The following is a 19,780-nucleotide window of genomic DNA, read 5'->3' on the forward strand; positions in this document are numbered from 1 at the left end:
CGCGAGGTCGCGCCTCGCGTAAAACTGCAGCATCCCGCCGATATGCTGGCAGAGGATGCAGGGTATGTCGCGAATAGCATTTCTATCCTTGCGCGAGTGCGCTAAACCCTGCTCCAGAGGGACAGGGACCAGATCATATGGCCGAACGGGTTGAAACAGAAAGCCGCAAGCTGCTGGGGCGGCTGCGTGATGCGATGGCCAGTGATGTGGCGGGGCAAGCGCGGCTCGATAAGATCACCCAGTTGATCGCCAACTCCATGGGCTGCGAAGTCTGCTCGATCTATCTGTTTCGCGACGAAGACACGCTTGAGCTTTGTGCCACCGAAGGTCTGAACGAGGCGGCGGTGCATGAAACCCGTATGAAACTGGGTGAAGGTCTGGTGGGGCGCGTGGCTAAGCGCCGCACGGTGATCAATACGCCCGATGCGCCGCAGGCTGCCGGTTTCCGTTTCATGCCAGAGACGGGGGAGGAGATTTATTCTTCGTTCCTTGGCGTGCCGATTCAACGCCTGGGCGAGACGCTGGGCGTCTTGGTGGTGCAGTCGAAACAGGCACGCGAATTCTCGGCAGATGAGGTCTACGCGCTTGAGGTCGTGGCCATGGTGCTGGCCGAAATGGCCGAGCTTGGTGCCTTTGTCGGCGAGGGCGCGGCGATGTCGGCGCGCCACAGCCAGCCGGTTCTGCTGCGCGGCACCGTGGGGCAAGAGGGCGTGGCCGAGGGCCATGTCTGGCTGCATGAGCCGCGGGTGGTGGTATCCAACCCCATCGCCGATGACCCGGAGCGCGAGACGGAGCGTTTGACCGAAGCGGTCGAGCAATTGCGCGTCAGCGTTGACCAATTGTTAAGCCTTACCGCCGACAAAGAGCAGCAACAGGTGCTCGAAGCCTACCGCATGTTCGCCAATTCCAAAGGCTGGATGCGGCGCATGGTGGAGGATATTCAAAGCGGGCTGAGCGCCGAGGCTGCGGTCGAGAAAGAGCAATCCATGGCCCGCGCCCGTCTGGGGCAGGTCAACGACCTTTATCTGCGGGAACGTCTGTCGGATTTGGATGATCTGTCGAACCGTCTGCTGCGCAATCTGACGGGGCAGGGCAGTGATACCGGAGCCGAGATGCCGGTCGATCCGATCCTTGTGGCGCGCAACATCGGCCCGGCAGAATTGCTGGACTATGGCCGGACGCTGCGCGGCATCGTGTTGGAGGGCGGCTCTGTCGGGTCGCACGCGGCTATTGTGGCGCGGGCACTGGCGATTCCGCTGATCGTCCACGCGAGCCGCATCACCAATGATGCGCTGAATGGCGATCACATCATGGTGGATGGGGAGCAAGGTGTGGTGCATCTGCGGCCCGATGATACCGTGGCCACGGCCTTTCGTGACAAGATCGCGATGCAAGCGGCGGCGCAGGAGCGCTATGCCTCGATCCGCGATAAACCGGCTGAGACGAAATGCGGGCGGATCATCAGCCTGCAGATGAACGCGGGGTTGATGGCCGATCTGCCCTCGCTCGAAGGGTCGGGGGCCGAGGGCGTGGGGCTGTTCCGCACCGAATTGCAGTTTCTGGTGCGCAACCAGATGCCCCGCCGGACCGAGCTTGCGGCGCTTTACGCGCGCGTGCTTGATGCCGCGCATGGCCGCCGGGTGGTGTTTCGCACGCTCGACATCGGCTCGGACAAGGTACTGCCCTATATGAAGCCTCATGATGAGCCGAACCCGGCTTTGGGCTGGCGCGCGATCCGGGTGGGCCTGGACAAACCCGGTGTCATGCGCATGCAGTTGCAAGCCTTGATCCGCGCCGCTGCGGGCCGCCCGCTGGCGGTGATGTTCCCCTTTATCGCCCAGTTTGAGGAATTCCGCGCCGCCCGCGCCGAGGTCGACAAGGCAATGGAGCGCGAGCGTATCTTGGGCCATGTGTTGCCCGAAAAGCTGGAAGTCGGCGCCATGCTTGAGACGCCCAGCCTCGCCTTTGCGCCAAAGAAGTTCTTTGAAGAGGTTGAGTTCCTGTCGATCGGGGGCAACGATCTGAAACAGTTCTTTTTCGCCGCTGACCGTGAGAACGAGCGGGTGCGGCGGCGGTATGACACGCTGAACGTCTCTTTCCTGACCTTCCTTGAGGGCATTGTGGAGCGCTGTGCGCAAACCGATACGGCACTGTCTTTCTGCGGTGAGGATGCGGGCCGCCCGGTCGAGGCGTTGTGTTTCGCGGCCATCGGGCTCAAGACCCTGTCGATGCGCCCGGCCTCAATCGGGCCGGTCAAGAGCCTGCTGCGGCGCTGCAACCTTGATGACGTGCGCGAGGTTATCCACGCGGCGCGCGAGCGGGGTGAGATGTCGGTAAGAGGCGCGGTGATGGACTACGTGCGTCAGCAGCACCAGCATTGAGGCCTGCAGCTATTTGCCGTGATAGTCGCGAAACCAAGCGACGAAACGCGCGATGCCTTCGTGAATATCGGTTTGCGGGCGATAGCCGGTAAGCCGGTGTAGCAGCGTTGCATCGGCCCATGTGGCGGGGGCGTCGCCCATCTGCATGCCCATATAGTTGCGCACCGCCCGCTTGCCGAGCGCGGCTTCGATCGCTTCGACGAAATCAAGCAAGCGGACCTTTTCGGAATTGCCGATATTCACCACCCGGTAGGGCGCTGCAGGAGAGAGCGAATCCCATTCCGGCGGCGGTGGCGCGCTGCCCGGTTTGGGCGGAACGCAGTCCATCAGCAGACAGATGCCGCGCACCAGATCATCGACACAGGTGAAATCGCGGTACATCTCTCCGTGATTGTAGATATCGATCGGGCGCCCGTCGAGGATCGCATCGACGAATTTGCTCAAGGCTAGGTCGGGGCGCCCCCAAGGCCCGTAAACGGTGAAAAAGCGAAACATCGTCGTCGGCAGGTTCCACAGATGGGCATAGGCATGGGCCATCCCCTCATTCGCCTTTTTCGTGGCGGCGTAGATCGACAGGGGCCGGTCGGTGGCCCCGGTTTCGCCAAAGGGCATATCGGTATTGGCCCCGTAGATCGAAGAGGATGAGGCCATGAGCAGATGTTTGACCTCCAGCCGCCGCGCGGCTTCCATTACGTTGAAAGTGCCGGTGATATTGGCTTCGAGAAAGGCGCGGGGATGGTCGATGCTGTGGCGCACGCCCGCTTGCGCCGCGAGGTGGACGATCATGTCTGGCTGAAAGTCATCGGCCAGCGCATCGAAGGTCTCGCGGTCTTCCAGCAGCGCCTCTTTGGTCGTGAAATGCTCATGCTGAAGCAGCATCGCGTGGCGGCGTTGTTTCAAGGCGACGTCGTAGTAATCGGTCATCCCGTCATAGCCCTGCACCCGCGCGCCCTCGGCCAGCAGCAGGCGGGCAAGGTGAAAGCCGATGAAGCCGCCCGTGCCGGTGACCAGTATCCTCTGCGTGCTGTCCATTCTGGCATCCTCGCGCATGCGGCATGCCGCGCCCATTGAGCCTGCGGCTTGAGTTGCCTTTTCCATGTCCTGATCAAGGTTGGGATGTGAATGCTGAAAATTTGGTTAAATTTGGCATAGAAACGGCAAAGCACTTGCTGGCGGGGCGTCAATCAAGCCCCGGCAAGGCAAAACGGTTCGCGGGCTGCGCGATCAGAGGGCGAGGGGTCGCGCGAAGATTTACATCAATGCCCGCGCTGAAACGTGATCTGACCGTCCATAATGGCGGTGATCGCATCTACGTCGGTAATCGTCTCGGCGGGCCATCGGGTCAGATCATGGCTCAGAACGGCAATGTCGGCGTCCATGCCTTCTTTCAGCCGTCCGCGTGTATTCTCGGCAAACTCCGCCCAAGCGTTGTCGAGGGTATAGCTTGCGAGGGTATCTTGGAGGGTCTGGGTCTGATCCGGCCAATCGCCGCCGAGGTCCAGCGGCGCGATGGCCGCCTTGAGCGTGGACATCACATCCACCGGGATGACCGGCCAATCGGTTGAGAAGATCACCCGGGCCCCGGTGTCACGAATGGTTTGCCACGCATAGGCCCCTTCGATCTGCTCGGGGCGGATATAGTCCCCGACGCCAGAGGGCGGAAAGACATGGCCCCGAGGCGCGTGGCCGGGCTGGAGGGAGGCGACGATGCCCAGATCGGCGAGCCGGGGAATGTCATCGGGGTGGATCACTTCGATATGCTCGATCCGGTGGCGGCTGTCGCGTTTTCCATTCGCCTTTTGGGCGGCCTCATAGGCGTCGATCGTTCGGCGCACGGCGGCGTCTCCGATGGCATGAACGGCGATCTGAAACCCCAGACGATCCGCTTCGACACAGGCGGCGACGAAATGCTCTTGGGTGAAAACCTCATCGCCGCAATTGCCATTTCTGCCCATCTCCCCCGGATAGGGCTGCAGCATCAGTGCGGTCCCGCTTTCGATCACCCCGTCGATGAACATTTTGACGTGGCTACAGCGGACCTTATCCCCTTGAAAGTCATCGCGCAGGGCAGGGGCTTCGCGGGTCAGACGCGCGACAGTGTCCGTGCCTTTGAGGTGAAAGGGCACATGACAGCGGCAGAGCAGGCGGCCCTCGGCCTCCAACTCAGACAGAAGCTCAAGCTGATACCGGTTGCCATCCATCAGATGCAGACCGGTGATGCCCTGCGCGGCGCAATGGGCCAGCCCGCGTGCGATAACGTCCTTGTCCATCAGGCGCTGCGCGGGTGTGGCGGGCGGCTCGGGGTCGCGTCCGGCGGTAAGGCCCAACATATCGCGGCCGCCATAGCGGGTGAGCGATAGGATCGGGCTATAGGCGCCGGGCTCAAGCAACTCCCCATTGGCGAGCCCATCTTCCCCCATCACGATTTCAGAGCCTGCGTCGACCTTGCCGCCTTGCAAGAGCCCTGCCGCCTTCAGCGCGGCGGTGTTGGCCCAGACCGTGTGATGGTCGGGGGCGAACATGGCGAGCGGGCGGTCGGGCAGGATGGCATCAAGGTCATGCCGGGTGAGGGTCTTGCCGGTGCCCAAAATGCCGTAGTCTGCCATGACGCAGAACAGCATTTTATCGTCTGGGTTTGCCTCGGCATAGGGCAGGATCGCGCGGCGCATCTCCTCCAGCCCGGTGAGGCCATAGAGGTTGAGATATTCCAGTTCGACGGACCCGCCAAAGAGATGCACGTGGCTGTCGATAAAGCCCGGCAGCACCGTGCCGCCCTGCGCATCGATCACCTTGGTGTCTGGGCCGATCAGCACCGTGATCTGAGCATCCGATCCGACCGCCGAGATCTTATTACCGGTGATGGCCAAAGCGCTGGCTTGGGGCTGATCCGGGTCAAAGGTGATCAGCGCGCCGTTGTGAATGACAATATCTGCCGGCATGGTCTTAGGGTCCTTATTGCGATGCGCGCCCCGACCGATGGCCGGGACGCAATGTGTTTATCGAACAAAGCGCGCGTTATTTCTGAAGGTCGGTCCAGATCGCGGTGTAGAGCTTTTGCGCCTCGGGCGGGCAGACCTTGGCGACATATGCGGCGCTTTTCAGGTCTTCGGGCACAACCACTTCGGGGGCGGACTTCATGTCTTCTGGCATGAACGCATCGGAGCCTTTGATGCCGTTGGCGTAGCGGGCGAACTCGGACAGCATCGCGGCGTTCTCCGGGTCCATGATGAAGTTGAGGAAGGTCTTGGCTTCTTCGACGTTCTGCGCGTCCGCCAAAATCGCGGCATTGTCCATCCAGACTGGATAGCCCTCTTGCGGGTAGCCGAAGGCGATGTCGGGGTTTTGGTTGCGGGCTCGGAAGGATGCGCCGTTCCAGTTCACCCCGGCGGCGAGGTCACCCTTGGCGTATTTCTCGATATTGCCGTAGTCCATCGACAACCAATTGGGCTTGGCCTCGCGCAGGATGTCGCGGACTTTTTTCAGCACTTCCTTGTCGGCAGTGCATTGCTCACCGCCCGCAAAGTGGATCGCCATGCCCATCACGTCATTCATCTCGGGCACCACATTGATCTTGCCCTTCAGCTCTTCTGGCGGGTCAAAGATCACGGCGGCGGTATTGATGTCGCCATCATAGACCGCGGTGTTCACCGTCACCCCGACGGTCCCCCACTGCCATGGCACGGTGTAATTGCGGCCCGGATCGAATTCCACATCGACCCACTGCGGGTCCATGTTCTTGAAGTTCTCCATCTCGTTGGGCTTGCTTTCCATCAGCAGCCCTTCGCCCACGAAAATCGGGACATAGGTGCCCGAGGGCACGACGATGTCAAAGCCGTGACCGCCCGCTTTGATCTTGGCCAGTGCCGTATCGTTGCTGTCATAGTCCGTGATGGTGACCTTGATGCCGGTCTCTTTCTCGAACTTTTCGATCATGTCGGGGCTGGTGTAGTTGCCCCAGTTGTAGATGTTCAACTCGCCTTCGGCCATGGCAGGCCCCGCGAGGATGAGCGTGAGTGCCGTCAGTGTCTTTTTCATGTCTAGCTCCCGTTGGTTAATTATTTTTTGACTTTGCTGAGCAGGGTATAGGCGATCACCATCGTCACCGAGATCATCAACAGAACAGTTGAAATCGCATTGATCTCAGGTGTCACCACCCGCCGTAGTTGGCCCAGCATATAGGTCGGCAGAGTGTCCTGCCCGGCGGATTTCACAAATTCGGTAATGACCACGTCATCAAGGCTGATGACAAAGGCCAGCATCGCCCCGGCGAGGATGCCCGGCCAAAGCTGGGGCAGGGTCACATGGCGGAAAACCTGAAACGGCGTGCCATAGAGATCCGCCCCCGCCTGTTCGAGGGTCAGGTCCATGCCCTGCAGCCGCGCTCGGATCGGCAAATAGGCGAAAGGGATGCAGAATGCGGAATGCGCGATGATCAGATACATCAGCCCAGTATAGCCCGTCACGACCTTGATCGAGGCAAAGAAGATCAGCAGCGCCACTGCCGTGACAATCTCGGGCACCATGAGCGGCTGGTGGATCAGCGCAAAGACCGTGGTCTGCCCCCGAAACTTGCCTGTGCGGGTGGTGCCGAGGGCTGCAAGCACAGCGACACTGGTTGAGATGGCTGCGGCAGAGACCGCGATGATAAGGCTGCGCACCGTGGCCTCTTGGACCATTTCGTTGTCCCAAGCCGAGGCGTACCAGCGCCACGAAAACCCCTCCCAGATCGCGATGGAGGTGCCTGCGTTGAAGGAATAGACCACCAGCAGGATGATCGGCATGTAGAGCATGAAAAAACACGCCATCGCGATGCTGGAAAAGCCCGTAAGCTTGCGAATGTCGAACCCGCGATTAGCCATGCTGCACCTCCTCATTCCCCGCCGCGCGGACATAGGCCAGCAGTGCCACCATCACGATAGCCAGCAGGGTGATCGACAGCGCCGCGCCCAAGGGCCAGTTGCGCCCCTGTCCGAATTGCAATTCGATCAGATTGCCGATCATCAATTGATTGCCACCGCCCATGACGCGCGGCGTGACATAAGCCCCAAGCGAGGGCACCAGCACAAGGATAGACCCCGCGATCACCCCCGGTTTCACCAGCGGCAAGATCACCCGGCGCAGCACGTGAAAGCGGGTGGCGTAAAGGTCATAGCCTGCTTCGACGAGCCGGAAATCCAACCGCTCAAGCGAGGCATAGATCGGCAGAACCATCAGCGGCAGATAGACATAGACCATGCCCAGAATGATCGAAAACTCGGTGAAAAGCATCTGGATCGGCTCATCAATGATACCAAGCGCGATGAGGATTGAGTTCACGGTGCCCTCGTTGCGGATCAATTCCAGAATGGCGAAGGTGCGGATCAGCAGGTTCGTCCAAAAGGGGATGATGATCAGCAACATCCAGAATTCGCGCTGCTTTTTCGGCCGTGTGGCGATGAAGTAAGCCGTGGGGAAACCAAAGAACAAACAGGCGAGCGTTGTCAGGATCGACAATTTGAGCGACCGCCAGAAGATGCTGAGATGGGCATCCGACCAGCCCAATGTGTCGTCGAAGATATCGCGCTGCATCAGCACGCCAAACCACGCATCGGTCGAGAAATCCCAGACTACCCCGCCATAGTCGCCGGGGGTGAGGAAGGAATAGAACAACGTGATCAGCAGCGGCCCGCTGGCGGCAAAGATCAGGATGATCAGCGCGGGCGTCAGCAGCAGCCAGCGGTTTCGGGCGGCGCGTTTTGCAACGGTGTTTGAAAGCTCTGCCATGGGTCAGTCCCTCAGAACCTGAGCGGCACCGGCGGGGAAGGACACCCCAACCCGATCGCCCGTCACATAGGAATGCGTGACCGTGGGGCCATTTTGCTGGCGCAGTACAAATTCGCTGCCATCGTCGAGGCCGACGTGAAAATGCGTATCGGTCCCGAAATAGACCACCTCGCGCAGGCTCCCGGCCAAGAGGCCATCGGCTTCGGAGGTCAATTCCGCATGTTCCGGTCGCAGGGCCAGCGTGACCCGGCCCGTGGGGGCTTCATTCGCATGGGCCTGCACAAGCTTGCCTGAAGGCAGACGCAACTGAGCGCTCTCCCCCTCGCGGCCAATGATTTCAGCCGGTAAGAAGTTGGTATCGCCAATGAAATCCGCCACGAACCGGTCTGCAGGACGGTCGTAAATCTCGCGTGGGCGTCCGACCTGACGCACCGCGCCGTTGGACATGACCGCGATGCGATCCGACATGGTCAGCGCCTCTTCCTGGTCGTGGGTCACGAAGATAAAGGTGATGCCGGTTTCGGTCTGAAGCCGTTTTAGCTCCAGTTGCATTTTCTTGCGCAGTTTGAAGTCCAAGGCGCTCAGCGGTTCGTCCAGCAGCAGGATTTTGGGCCGTGGCGCCAGAGCGCGGGCGAGGGCGACGCGCTGCTGTTGCCCGCCGGAGATCTGGCTGGTCTGCCGATCCGCCATCTGGGTCATCTGCACAAGTTCCATCATCTCTTCGACGGTCGAGTTGATCGCAGATTTGGGCGTGCCGAGCATTTGCAAGCCAAAGCCGATGTTCTCGGCCACGGTCATATGAGGAAACAGGGCGTAGTTTTGAAAGACGGTATTGATGGGGCGTTTGTAGGGGGGCAGCGCGAGCAGGCTTTCGCCGAACATGTCCAGCCTGCCGGATGTGGGATGCTCAAACCCCGCGATCAGTCGCAGCAAGGTCGTCTTGCCACAGCCCGAAGGGCCCAGCAGCGTGAAGAATTCGTTGTCCTGAATTTCGAGGTCGATACTCGCGAGCGCTTCGACCGGCGGGTTGCCGGGATACACTTTGCGCAGCGCCTGTGCGGTGATTGCCTTGGTCATCTTTCCCCCTGATCGCCCAATTCGGTTCTTGGTTTTGAGCAAAGCTTGCCCTGCATGATTGCGCCAATAGTAATTGGTGAATATACCCCTTGTGGGGTAGTGTTCTTGAAATTTTGATCAGATTTTGGAGTATCTTTGGGCGATAGGCTGACAAATTTGGCGATTGAGCAATTGCGCGATGCGCTTCGGGCCGTCGGCAGCCCGGCTTTTTTCGAGGCCTATAAGACCTTTTTCAGCACCCGCATCGCCTTCGGCACCTTCTTGATGTTGCGCTTTGATGCGGACCAACCGCCCTTACTGCTGGATCACTGGATCGAGCCGGGCAAATTGATCGGGCGACCTCTCGAAGACTATATGGAGAGCAGCTATGCCTTTGACCCCTTCTATCTGTATCGCAGCCTGCCGAAGGAGGGCGGGCTGTTTCGTTTGGCCGACATCGCGCCGGACCGTTTCTTTTCCAGCGAATATTATCTGCAATATTACCGGGGCACCGGGCTTTGTGACGAGGTTGGTCTGCTCATCCCACTACAGGATGGCGGCGTTGCGCATCTGTCGCTGAGCAGGCGGGATGGGCAGGGGCCATTTCGGCGCAGTGAGCTTCGCAGCGTGGAAAGCTATGCGCCCTTGTTGCTGGAGCTTCTGGCGCAGCATTGCAATGCCGTGGCCCCGGCCCCCGTCGACCAGCCCGGAACGGCCCGCCCCCCGCTGTCCGATGCCATCAGAAGCCATGCTGCGGATCGCCTGAGCATCGGTCTAACCCTGCGGGAGGCGCAGATCGCGGGGTTGGTGCTGCAGGGCCATTCGAATGCCTCCGCCGCGAAACTGCTCGATATCGCGACGGAAACCTGCAAGGTCCATCGTCGGAACCTTTACCGCAAGCTCGTCATCTCAACACAGCGCGAACTCTTCGGCGTGTTCAAGCATCTGTTGTAGTTGGTCTTCGAGCCGATGGCTCTGGGCGGGGCATTCGAAATGCGTGGGTTGAGCGGCGATGGTGATACTTTGACGTATCAGAATTCAAAGCGCGGATGCGCAACCAGTGACCCCGGAGGGCGGGCGTTCCACATCTGCTAGGCCGACTGACCAGCCCTCACCTGTCCGCCACCGCCCCGAGCGGGGGAAGGGCGAGACACGCAAGGTCTGGGTTGATAGCTCAGACCCTGCCTTCCATCACCGTTGCGGAGGCGCGGGCATGGCTGCGCGCAGGGCGTCTTCATCGACCCCCAAAGCCTCTGCGACCTTGGCCAGATCGGCGCCACGCCCGCCTGCGTCTTCCATGGCCTGTCGCAGGGTTTCGGCATCCACGTTGAGGGTCTCGGCAACCGCGTCAAAGTCTGGGCCTCCGCCCGGCCCGCCGGGACCACCGCCAGCATTCGCAGACCCGATGCCGTTTGCCGCATTGGTCGCGAAGTTGTCCTGCGCGACCACGCCTGCCAGACAGGCAGGCAGGTTCGGAAAGGTGCTGCCCGCGTGATAGTGATACTCGGCCTCTCCGTCCGTTTCGGTCAGGCCGACATGGCCGCCGCAGTCATCCAGATCATCGGGAAGGGAACCGTCGTGGTTCAGCGGGCCAAACATCGCGAACCCGTCAAAGCCATAGCCAAACTGTGCCGTCTGATCCTGAGCGACGTTCACACATTCCGCATCGACACCTTCGGAGTCATAGATCGCGTTCACATCCGTAGCGGTCGCATGCCAGTGGTACCAGCCGCCCGGGTCGACATGGCCGCCGCAGGTATCGAGCGCGGGCATATGCCCGGTTTCCAGCACCGAAGGGGCGTCGGCGAAGATCGGGACGCCGTCCAACCCGATGCCGACCTTTGCAACAGTGCCAAGGCTGGTCGGCTCATCCGCCATCACCGGGTTCGTCGGAATGAGGACCGTCATCTCGACATCGGGATCGACCGAACCTTGGATGCACTCATGCGCCTCGGTCGGCCCTTCGATGCGAATGTCGAAAGAATAGACCTCTCCGTCTGCGTTGAAGAAGGTGTAGCCCTGCGCGTCCAGCATCCGCAGGAAATCGCCGTCAATCCGGTAGAGCCCCGCCTCATCGCCGTCCCAGTGCCAAATGCCGCCCTTGTCCTCCAAGGTCGCCGGACAGAACGGACCGATCTCAAGGTCGTCGGGCAGATATTTCACCACATAGCGCGCGCATTGTGCAGTCTCTCCGGTCTCGAGCGTGCAATCCACGATCTCGGCGGGGCTGACCAGCGCGGCATCCGCCACCGAATGCGCGTCGGGGTGCGCAAACGCGGCTGCCGGTGTGAAAACTGCGCAGATTGCGCAGGAACGTAGAAATCTCATCGCAGGGTCTCCTGTCTCGTTACTTGTGAGTGTTGTCGGACGCCAAGCCGGGCACCTTGCCGCCGAGGCGGTCTCGGAGGCGGCGATTGAGCGTGGCGTGCGCGGCGGCATCCTCCGCGCCCAGTGTCTCAGCGATCAGCGTGTCGATATCGCGCCATGCGGCATGGACATCTGCCAGCAACGCGCGCCCGCGCGGTGTCAGTTCCACGATATTGCTGCGCACTTCGGTCGGATCGACTTTGCGGGTGATGATGTCTGCCGCGATCAGCCGCCCGGTCATGGTGCTCATGCTGGCGGGGGTGATGGCGAACTCACGGGCGAGGGTGATTTGCGAAACGGCGCCCATTCGGGCAAGTGCGTCGATCACGCGGGCCTGACGGGGCGATATGCCGATTTCGGAAAGCCGGTGGCGCAGCTTTTCCTCCACCAGAGTGGCTGCATGAAGCAGATAGTGTAATTTGACGGGGTCGAACTGCATACTAACAGTTAGTAGGCTAATTAACGGCGAAAGGCAAGATCGGGCATGGCCGAGTCGAAGATAGGAGCAGCTGACGTGAATGCCGCGCATGGGGAGTTTGGCCCACGGGTCGAGGGGAACCGACATTTTTCATCGGAACGGCAATATTTTTGCGACGGAATATTCTTCGTCCGCCGTTTGAGAAGAAGCACATGTATCGCAGGGACCTTTCCAACACCCAATTTCGCACCGCTCGCCACTGTTTAAATCGCTCAGCCACGCCTTCGTTCGAGGCCGGGTTGTTCTGACATGGGGGGCGGTTTGGCAAGGCCATGAAACTTTCCCCCACAGCGCCTTTCAGGAGCCTGAAGACTTTGAAAAGATTAATCTACGCCGTCGTCTCCATCGTCATCATTGCAGGCGCATATGGCATCGCATTCGGCGTGCCCGATGAGGTTGCGCAGCTTTGGGGCGGCAGTGTCACCCAGACGGATGATGCGCCTCAGAACGCGCGGCCCGGGCGGCGCGGCGGGCAAGGACGGGCGACAACCGTTGTGCTGACGCCGCTGGAGGCGCGCGCATATACGCTCGTCCTGCGCACGGTGGGCAGCGCGGTGTCCCTTCGCCAGACGGAAGTGACCGCAACCGATGCGGGCGAGGTGGTCGAAACCGCGCTTGCCGCCAATACGATGGTGGAAAAGGGCGATGTCTTGCTGAAACTGGACGACCGCACCGAACGGCTGGCGCTAGAAATCGCCGAGGCCAACCGCGATCAGGCGCAGGACACCGTTACCCGCTATGAGGGGCTGCGCAGCAACGGCAGTTCCGTGGTCACCGACGTAAGCCTTTCCGAAGCGCGGGTCGCCTTGCGCTTGGCCGAAGCCAATGTGGGGCTGGCCCAAGTGGCGTTGGATGACCGCACGATCAAAGCGCCGATCTCTGGCCGTTTGGGGCTGAGCGATATTAGTCTGGGCGATCGCTTGTCGAGCGGGGAGGCCATCGTGACCATCGACGACACCACCCGCCTGCTTGCCACATTCGAAGTGCCAGAACGCTCCATCGGTCTTTTGGCCGAGGGCAAACCGGTTCTCGTCTCCACGCCCACCTATGCGGGGCGCATTTTCGAGGGGACGATCACCGCTTTTGACAGCCGTCTCGACAGCGTGACCCGCAGTGCGACGGTAGAGGCCGAGATCGAGAACCCCGAGGGGCTGCTGCTTGCCGGCATGACCTTTGCCATCCGCATGACCGAAGAGACCGACCCGCTGCCCGTGGTGCCTGCCACCGCCATCACATGGGATCGAAGCGGCGCGGGCATCTGGGTCGCCGATGAGGGCAGCACCGCCCGTGTCCCTGTCACCATCCGCTACCGCGAGGGCGACCAGGTCTGGGTCGAAACCGAAGCCCCCTTGGGCGCGCAGATCGTGGCCGAGGGCGCGGCGAAGCTGCGTGAAGGCGCGCAGGTTACCGCCGCTGGCGCGCGCGGGGGGCCAGACGCATGAGTTTCGAGAAGAGAGCGCATAAAGCTGGTCTCGCGGATATTTTCGTGGCGCGGCCCATCTTCGGGATCGTGCTGAACCTGCTGATCATCATCGCCGGGCTGGCGGCCTATACCAGTGTCGACATCCGCGAGATGCCAGATGTGGACCAGCCCGTGCTTTCTGTCAGAACCGACTACGAAGGTGCGGTGCCAAGCATGGTAGACACCGAAGTGACACAAGTCCTCGAAGACGCGCTCAGCGCGCTTGATGGCATGTCCTATATCGAATCCACGTCAAGCATGGGGTCGAGCCGGATCACCATTGATCTCTCGGATGGCACCGATGTCAACGTTGCTGCCAATGAGGCGCGCGAGATCGTATCGGGCGCCTTGCGGTCCTTGCCCGACGATATCGAAGACCCCAGCGTCAGCAAAAGCGACAGCAATGCGGATGCGATCATTCGCCTTGCGCTGCTTGGCGATGCCAGCCTCGACACGCTGACCCAACTGGCGGAAGGGGCTGTCTATGAACGGCTTTCCCTGATCGATGGCATTGCCGAGGTGACCCTGCGCGGTGACCGTGCCAATGAGTTCCGCGTGGCGGTGAGCATGCCGTCTTTGCTGAGCCGGGGGTTGACCATCTTTGATGTCTCCACAGCACTCGCGCAGCTGCGCGACGACACCGCACTGGGCTCGCTTTCCAGCGAAACGCAGACCCTCTCGCTCAGGGTGGGCAGCAAGGATGTCACCGTCGAGACCATCAACCAATTGCCGATCAATGACACGACCCAAGTCGCGGATATCGCCTTTGTGCAACTGGCGCCCGAAGACGCGAACGTCTATACCCGCGTGAATGGTGAGACGGCCATCGGCCTTGATATCACCCGGCAATCGGTTGGCAACACGCTGGAAATTTCGCGCGATGTGGGCACCGCAGTCGAGGAATTGCAGGCGCAACTTCCCGAAGGCGTGCAACTGTTGGTCACCTCGAACGACGGTATCTTCATCGAAGGGTCGATCAACGAGGTCGTCAAATCCATCCTCATGGCGACCGGCATCGTGGTGGTCGTGATCTTTCTGTTCCTGCGCTCCCCACGGGCCACGCTGATCCCCGCGGTTACGATCCCCGTGGCTTTGATCGGGACGCTTGCCGCGATCTGGCTTACGGGGTTTTCGGTCAACACGATCAGCCTTCTGGCGCTGGTATTGGCGACGGGGATGGTTGTCGATGATGCCATCGTCGTGGTCGAGAATATCGTGCGCAAGCGCAAGTCCGGCATGGGGGCTTTTGCCGCCGCGGCCTCGGGCACGAACGAGGTATTCTTCGCCGTGATCTCCACCACCGCCACGCTTGCCGCCGTTTTCATTCCGATTTCCTTCCTGCCGGGGCAGGCGGGGGGCGTCTTTTCTGAATTCGGCTTCGTGCTGGCCTTTGCCGTTACCCTGTCGTCGATCACGGCGCTCACCCTTGCGCCCGTCCTGTCGGCTCTCTTGGACCCGGGCAAAACCTTGGGCGACGCAGAAGCCGCCACGCCGGGCGCATTGGCGCGCGGCTTTGACCGGGTGATGGATTTCGCCATCCGCACGCCGCTGCTGGTTCTGTCGATCGCCATAGGCTTTGCCATGATCGCCATGGGGGCCGCGATGACCTTGCCTTCCACCGTCACGCCGGAGGAGGATCGTGGCTTCTTTCTCGTACAGGCGCGCGGTGCATCGGACACGACGATTGATTACCTCGATACGCAGGTCTCGATGGTCGAGGACATCCTCGCCCCGTATCGAGAGAGCGGGCAGATCGAGACCGTGCAAAGCATTATTGGCGTCGGCGGCGGCACCAGTGCGTTCATCGTCGTCCGCCTGCCGGATTGGGTCGAGCGTGACTTTGCCCAGCAGGAGTTGATCGCGCAGATCAGTGGCCAGTTGTCTGCGGTCCCCGGCGTGCAGGTGAGCGCACGGTCGACCAACAGCCTTAACATTCGTGGCGCGGGTGGCGGGCTGAGTTTCGCGGTGACCGGCACCAATCTGGCTGAAATGACCGAAGCCGCCGACAGGCTCACGGCGGCGATGGCCCAGGACGCGACTTTTCTGAACCCGCAACTGTCCAACAACAGCGTGACCGCGCAATTGGAAGTCACGGTAGACGACAGCGCCGCTGGCGATATGGGGCTCAACAGTTCCGATGTCTCCTCCCTCGTGCGCGCCATGGTTCAGGGCGATGTGGCAGTCAGCGTCTTTTCGGATGATGTCGAAGTGGATGTGAACGTCGTCCCCGGTGGCCCGCCGATTGACGATCCGTCTGACATCGCCTCCATGTCCATCCGCCTCGACAGTGGCGCCTATGTACCGCTGTCCGCGGTTGCCTCGCTCGAGACGGTGGTAAGCGACGCGCAGATCGAGCGTTTGGGCGGAGCGCTGTCCGTCGCAATGCAGGCGAACCTTGGCGAAGGTGTCGATCTGTCCACCGCGATGGACCGGGTGCTGACACTTTCCGAAGAGGTTTTGCCCGATGGGATGGGCATCACCTTCACCGGAGAGGCCGCGACGCTCGACGGCTCCCAAAGCGGTATCTACATGGTTTTCGGCGTCGCGCTGATCGTGGTGCTTCTGGTGCTGGCCGCCCAGTTCGAGAGCTTTGCCAGTGCGGTGGTGATCATGATGACAGTGCCCTTCGGGATGGCTGCCGCATTGCTGGCGATATCGATGACGGGCGGATCGCTGAACTACTACAGCCAGATCGGCCTTGTGATGCTGATCGGGGTCATGGCCAAGAACGGTATTCTGATCGTCGAATTTGCCAATCAGCTGCGCGAAGCAGGCGAAGACATCGACAGCGCCATCCGAAGCGCGCTGCGCCTGCGCATCCGGCCCGTGATGATGACGATGGTGTCGACTGTTTTCGGGGGCCTGCCGCTGATCGTGACCTCTGGCGCGGGCGCGGAGGCCCGGATCGCCGTGGGCTGGGTGATCGTCGGCGGTTTGGGCTTTGCCACCGTGTTCACCTTGTTTCTCACGCCGATTTTCTACCGCTGGATCACGGTCTGGGGCGCAACCCCCGGAGGGTCTGCGCATAGATTGAAAGCCGAGGTGGAGGCGACCGCAAGCGTGTAGCGCGACGGCCTTTGCGTATCGGATGCTCTCCCCTGCGCAAAGGCTGGGAGCGGCTACAAGGTCCACGGCTCTTGCATAGCTGACGGCGAAAAACTGCCCCACGCCAGCGACGGGAATCTCTCTGGCAGACGTTAAATATGACGTAAGCAAAGAGGAGAGACCCAATGCAAAACCGGGTGAAAAAATGCGCGACTGTCGTGCTATTGGCAGCCACCACAGTGGCTTTCGTGCCGATGACGGCAATGGCCGACAGAGCGGAGGCTCAACACAGCCGTGTTGATCGCGGCGCCAAGGTGAAGGTGGTGAAACAGCAGCGCCATCGGCATGCGGTTGGCCAGCGTCTCCGCAAGCAGGATGTCGTCGTCGTCAAGAACTGGCGCGCCCGCGGCCTTTCGCGCCCGGGCCGGAATGAAGTCTATGTCGTCGATGGCAATGATATTTACCTTGCGGCCGCAGCGACGTTGTTGGTCAAGGCCCTCGTAAACTGAGATGCGCCCTCCGGGCAGGGGTTGATCCGCGATTGAGGGCCGGTGTTAGGCCGGAACGCGGGTCAAACATTTCCCGGCGCGGCGGCCTGCAAGAACCGCCGGAAGGATGGCACCAGAACGGTTGCTCAGGTCCCGCCCACCGTCGACGGACCTGAGCTTTGCCGCGCTTGATGCATGCAAACGGATGGGTTAGCGTTTTTCGAGAGGCACCAACACGCCGGTTTCTAGGGGGCATGGGATCGTGAAAGCACTGAGCCGAATCTCGACAAGGTCCACGCCCATCGAAGTGCTACGCGACGATATTCTGCAAATCTGCGGTGCGTTCGAGGTGGAACCCGCGCGCCGCGATGGGCCATCTCATGGTCGGGCGCGCAAGCGGGGGATGGGCGGCTTTGAGGCCGCACTGGTCTCGCTCGACGCTCAGGAAGCAGCCCGGACCCAGACCTGCATTCGGCGCGATCCGGGCGAATATTTCTTTATGCTGGTACAGGATGTCGGCGAATGCGTGGTGCATCAAAGCGGCGCATCCACCCTCTTGCGGCCCGGTGACATGTTCATCGTCGACGCGACGCGCCCATCGAAATTTGTTTATGACGGGCAGTTGGCGCATCAAATTTCAGTGCATCTTCCGCGGGATGAGATGATCGGCAGGTTCGGCGCTATCTGTGATGGCGGTGTGGCGATTGACCGCAATGATCCGCTGTGGCTGGCGCTGCGGGCAGTGCTCTACAAGATGTTGCACTGCCCGCCCGAGGCAGGGTTACAGTTAAGCGAGGCGTTCTATGGGCTGATGGGGGCCTATTTCCACGAGCGGCGCAGCCAGACCTTGGATGCACGCGGGCAGGTCATGGAGCGCGCTTTGCAACTCATGACCCGCCACTACCGCGACCCTCAGTTCGGGCCGAGCGCTTTGGCGCTGCATTTGGGCGTATCGCTGCGCAGCCTGCAACGCTATTTCGAACCCTTGGGCGAAACGCCGGGTCAACGTCTGCTGCACCTGCGTTTGACCCAAGCGCACGCCGAACTCTCTCGCCGCGGGGGCAAAGAGGTCTCTGTCACCGACTGCGCCTATGGCTGCGGCTTTAACGATCTGTCGCATTTCTACCGTGCGTTCCGGCAGCGTTACGGCATGACCCCCGGTGCCGTTGTCGCAGAAGTCCGCAACGGTGGCGCGATCGTCCAATAGCGCTGTCGCGTTATCCCAAGATGCCCATCCGATCCGCGCCTAACCTCTTACCCGAGGAGGCGTTTCGGCACGGTGCCGGAACGGGATGACGGAGGACATCATGAAAGACACCATCGATAGCATCGGCCTGATCGCGGGCGGTACGCGGGTTGAAACGGGCGCGCGTTTCCCCGTGGCCAATCCCGGCACGGGCGGCCAAGCAGGCACGGCGCCGGATGCCGGTCAGGCAGAATTAGACCGGGCGGTTGCTGCGGCGAAGGCGGCATTCCCAAGCTGGTCCGCTACCTCTGACGAAGAGCGCGCCGCCGCCTGCAATGCCGTGGCTGACACGCTCGAGGAGCATGCTGAGGAATTGGCGCAGTTGATTACTGCAGAACAGGGCAAACCCTTGGGTGGCATCGGTTCGCAATGGGAGTTGGGCGGCGCGGTCGCTTGGGCGCGCTATACCGCGAGCCTGTCGCTGCCGATGGAAGTGCTGCAAGACACACCCGAAGGCCGGGTCGAGATGTACCGCAAGCCGCTGGGCGTGGTGGGGTCGATCACCCCTTGGAACTTCCCCGTGCTGATCGCGGTCTGGCACATCCTGCCCGCGCTGCGCAGTGGCAATACGGTGGTCAGCAAACCGTCCCCGATGACACCGCTCGCGTCACTGCGCATGATTGAGTTGATGAACGAAATACTGCCAGCAGGCGTGGTTAATTCAGTGAGCGCCGCCGATGGTGCATTTAACATGGGCGCGGCCATGTCCGCGCATGAGGATATCGCCAAGATCGTCTTCACCGGCTCTTGCGGCACCGGCCAGAAGGTCATGCAATCCAGCGCCGAGACGATGAAGCGTCTGACCCTTGAGATGGGCGGCAATGACGCGGGCATCGTCCTGCCCGATGCCGATCCACAGGCGATTGCCGAAGGGCTTTTCTGGGGGGCGTTCATCAACAACGGTCAGACCTGCGCCGCGATGAAGCGGCTTTATGTCCACGACGATATCCACGACGCAGTCTGCGACGCGTTGGTCGCCTATGCACGTAACATCAAAGTGGGCGAAGGCACGCAGGAGGACAGCGTTCTTGGCCCCGTGCAGAACCAAATGCAATTCGACAAACTCTCGCGTTTGGTGGCGCAGGCCAAAGAGCGCGGGCAGGTGCTGCTTGGCGGAGAGCCGGGCGAGGGGCTGTTCTATCCGCCGACGATCATAGCCGGGATGAGCGCCGACGATCCGCTGGTCTACGAAGAGCAATTCGGCCCCGCGCTGCCGATCATTCGCTATAGTGATCTGGACGATGCGCTGGCGCAGGCCAATGCGCTGGACGTGGGCCTTGGTGGGTCTGTCTGGTCGTCGGATAAATCGGCGGCCAAGGAGGTGGGGAAACGGATGGAATGCGGCTCGGTCTGGATCAACAGCCATGGCATGATCCAACCCAACGCGCCCTTCGGGGGCGTCAAGAAGTCAGGCTTCGGCGTCGAGTTCGGCGAAGAAGGGCTGAAAGAATACACCGACATTCAGGTAATTTTCGCCTGACGCTGGGAGGCGAG

At 61.2% G+C, this 19,780-nt stretch carries 15 protein-coding genes; 7 read left to right on the forward strand and 8 right to left on the reverse strand.

All coding sequences use genetic code 11. The features are described from left to right. The first annotated feature begins 137 nt into the window (after positions 1-137). Positions 138-2,381, forward strand: coding sequence for a phosphoenolpyruvate--protein phosphotransferase (gene ptsP / locus R1T45_RS09665; RefSeq protein WP_120351614.1), 2,244 nt, complete (start codon positions 138-140; stop codon positions 2,379-2,381). A 9-nt stretch (positions 2,382-2,390) separates the two neighbouring features. Here ptsP and R1T45_RS09670 read toward each other — a convergent pair whose 3' ends face one another. The 6 genes from R1T45_RS09670 to R1T45_RS09695 all read right to left on the reverse strand — a co-directional run bounded on the left by R1T45_RS09670 (position 2,391) and on the right by R1T45_RS09695 (position 9,221). Then, positions 2,391-3,413 (reverse strand): NAD-dependent epimerase/dehydratase family protein, encoded by a 1,023-nt coding sequence (locus R1T45_RS09670; RefSeq protein ID WP_317390689.1) that lies wholly within the window; start codon positions 3,411-3,413, stop codon positions 2,391-2,393. 224 nt (positions 3,414-3,637) lie between these two features. Further along, the gene (locus tag R1T45_RS09675) at positions 3,638-5,320 is read right to left on the reverse strand and encodes an amidohydrolase (protein WP_317390690.1); all 1,683 of its coding nucleotides are present in this window, start codon (positions 5,318-5,320) and stop codon (positions 3,638-3,640) included. A 76-nt stretch (positions 5,321-5,396) separates the two neighbouring features. Then, positions 5,397-6,416 (reverse strand): extracellular solute-binding protein, encoded by a 1,020-nt coding sequence (locus R1T45_RS09680; protein ID WP_317390691.1) that lies wholly within the window; start codon positions 6,414-6,416, stop codon positions 5,397-5,399. Positions 6,417-6,436: 20 nt separating this feature from the next. Continuing rightward, on the reverse strand, positions 6,437-7,240 hold the full coding sequence (locus R1T45_RS09685) for an ABC transporter permease (RefSeq protein WP_067626923.1): 804 nt from the start codon (positions 7,238-7,240) through the stop codon (positions 6,437-6,439). After that, the gene (locus R1T45_RS09690; RefSeq protein ID WP_067626922.1) at positions 7,233-8,144 is read right to left on the reverse strand and encodes an ABC transporter permease; all 912 of its coding nucleotides are present in this window, start codon (positions 8,142-8,144) and stop codon (positions 7,233-7,235) included. The genes R1T45_RS09685 and R1T45_RS09690 overlap by 8 nt, the downstream gene beginning before the upstream one ends. Before the next feature lie 3 nt (positions 8,145-8,147). Next, complete coding sequence (locus R1T45_RS09695; protein ID WP_317390692.1) at positions 8,148-9,221, reverse strand: ABC transporter ATP-binding protein; 1,074 nt, start codon at positions 9,219-9,221, stop codon at positions 8,148-8,150. 135 nt (positions 9,222-9,356) lie between these two features. Between R1T45_RS09695 and R1T45_RS09700 the strand changes: the two genes are divergently transcribed. After that, entirely contained in the window at positions 9,357-10,154 is a 798-nt protein-coding gene (locus R1T45_RS09700) for a helix-turn-helix transcriptional regulator (protein ID WP_317390693.1), read from the forward strand. A 237-nt stretch (positions 10,155-10,391) separates the two neighbouring features. Here the strand turns inward: R1T45_RS09700 and R1T45_RS09705 are convergent, their stop codons facing one another. Both R1T45_RS09705 and R1T45_RS09710 read right to left on the reverse strand, forming a co-directional pair. Next, positions 10,392-11,528: a YHYH protein gene (locus R1T45_RS09705; RefSeq protein WP_317390694.1), complete on the reverse strand. Its 1,137-nt coding sequence runs from the start codon at positions 11,526-11,528 to the stop codon at positions 10,392-10,394. Between the two features lie 19 nt (positions 11,529-11,547). Next, positions 11,548-12,006: a MarR family winged helix-turn-helix transcriptional regulator gene (locus R1T45_RS09710; RefSeq protein WP_165935555.1), complete on the reverse strand. Its 459-nt coding sequence runs from the start codon at positions 12,004-12,006 to the stop codon at positions 11,548-11,550. A gap of 353 nt (positions 12,007-12,359) precedes the next feature. On the opposite strand from R1T45_RS09710, the gene R1T45_RS09715 reads away from it, so the two are divergent. The 5 genes from R1T45_RS09715 (at position 12,360) to R1T45_RS09735 (ending at position 19,766) form a co-directional block, all read left to right on the forward strand. After that, positions 12,360-13,487 carry an efflux RND transporter periplasmic adaptor subunit gene (locus tag R1T45_RS09715; protein ID WP_067941158.1) on the forward strand — a complete coding sequence of 376 codons (1,128 nt, stop codon included), beginning with the start codon at positions 12,360-12,362 and terminating at the stop codon, positions 13,485-13,487. After that, positions 13,484-16,573: an efflux RND transporter permease subunit gene (locus R1T45_RS09720; protein WP_317390695.1), complete on the forward strand. Its 3,090-nt coding sequence runs from the start codon at positions 13,484-13,486 to the stop codon at positions 16,571-16,573. Before R1T45_RS09715 ends, R1T45_RS09720 begins: the two co-directional genes overlap by 4 nt. A 164-nt stretch (positions 16,574-16,737) precedes the next feature. Beyond that, positions 16,738-17,061 (forward strand): RcnB family protein, encoded by a 324-nt coding sequence (locus R1T45_RS09725; protein WP_317390696.1) that lies wholly within the window; start codon positions 16,738-16,740, stop codon positions 17,059-17,061. Positions 17,062-17,302: 241 nt separating this feature from the next. Beyond that, positions 17,303-18,247, forward strand: a complete 945-nt coding sequence (locus tag R1T45_RS09730) for a helix-turn-helix domain-containing protein (protein ID WP_120351603.1) — start codon at positions 17,303-17,305, stop codon at positions 18,245-18,247. A 100-nt stretch (positions 18,248-18,347) separates the two neighbouring features. Further along, a complete protein-coding gene (locus R1T45_RS09735) occupies positions 18,348-19,766 on the forward strand; it encodes an aldehyde dehydrogenase family protein (protein WP_317390697.1) in 1,419 nt (472 codons plus the stop codon). Positions 19,767-19,780 lie beyond the last annotated feature (14 nt).

Source organism: Sulfitobacter sp. LC.270.F.C4, assembly GCF_032922545.1.
GTDB lineage: Bacteria > Pseudomonadota > Alphaproteobacteria > Rhodobacterales > Rhodobacteraceae > Sulfitobacter > Sulfitobacter profundi.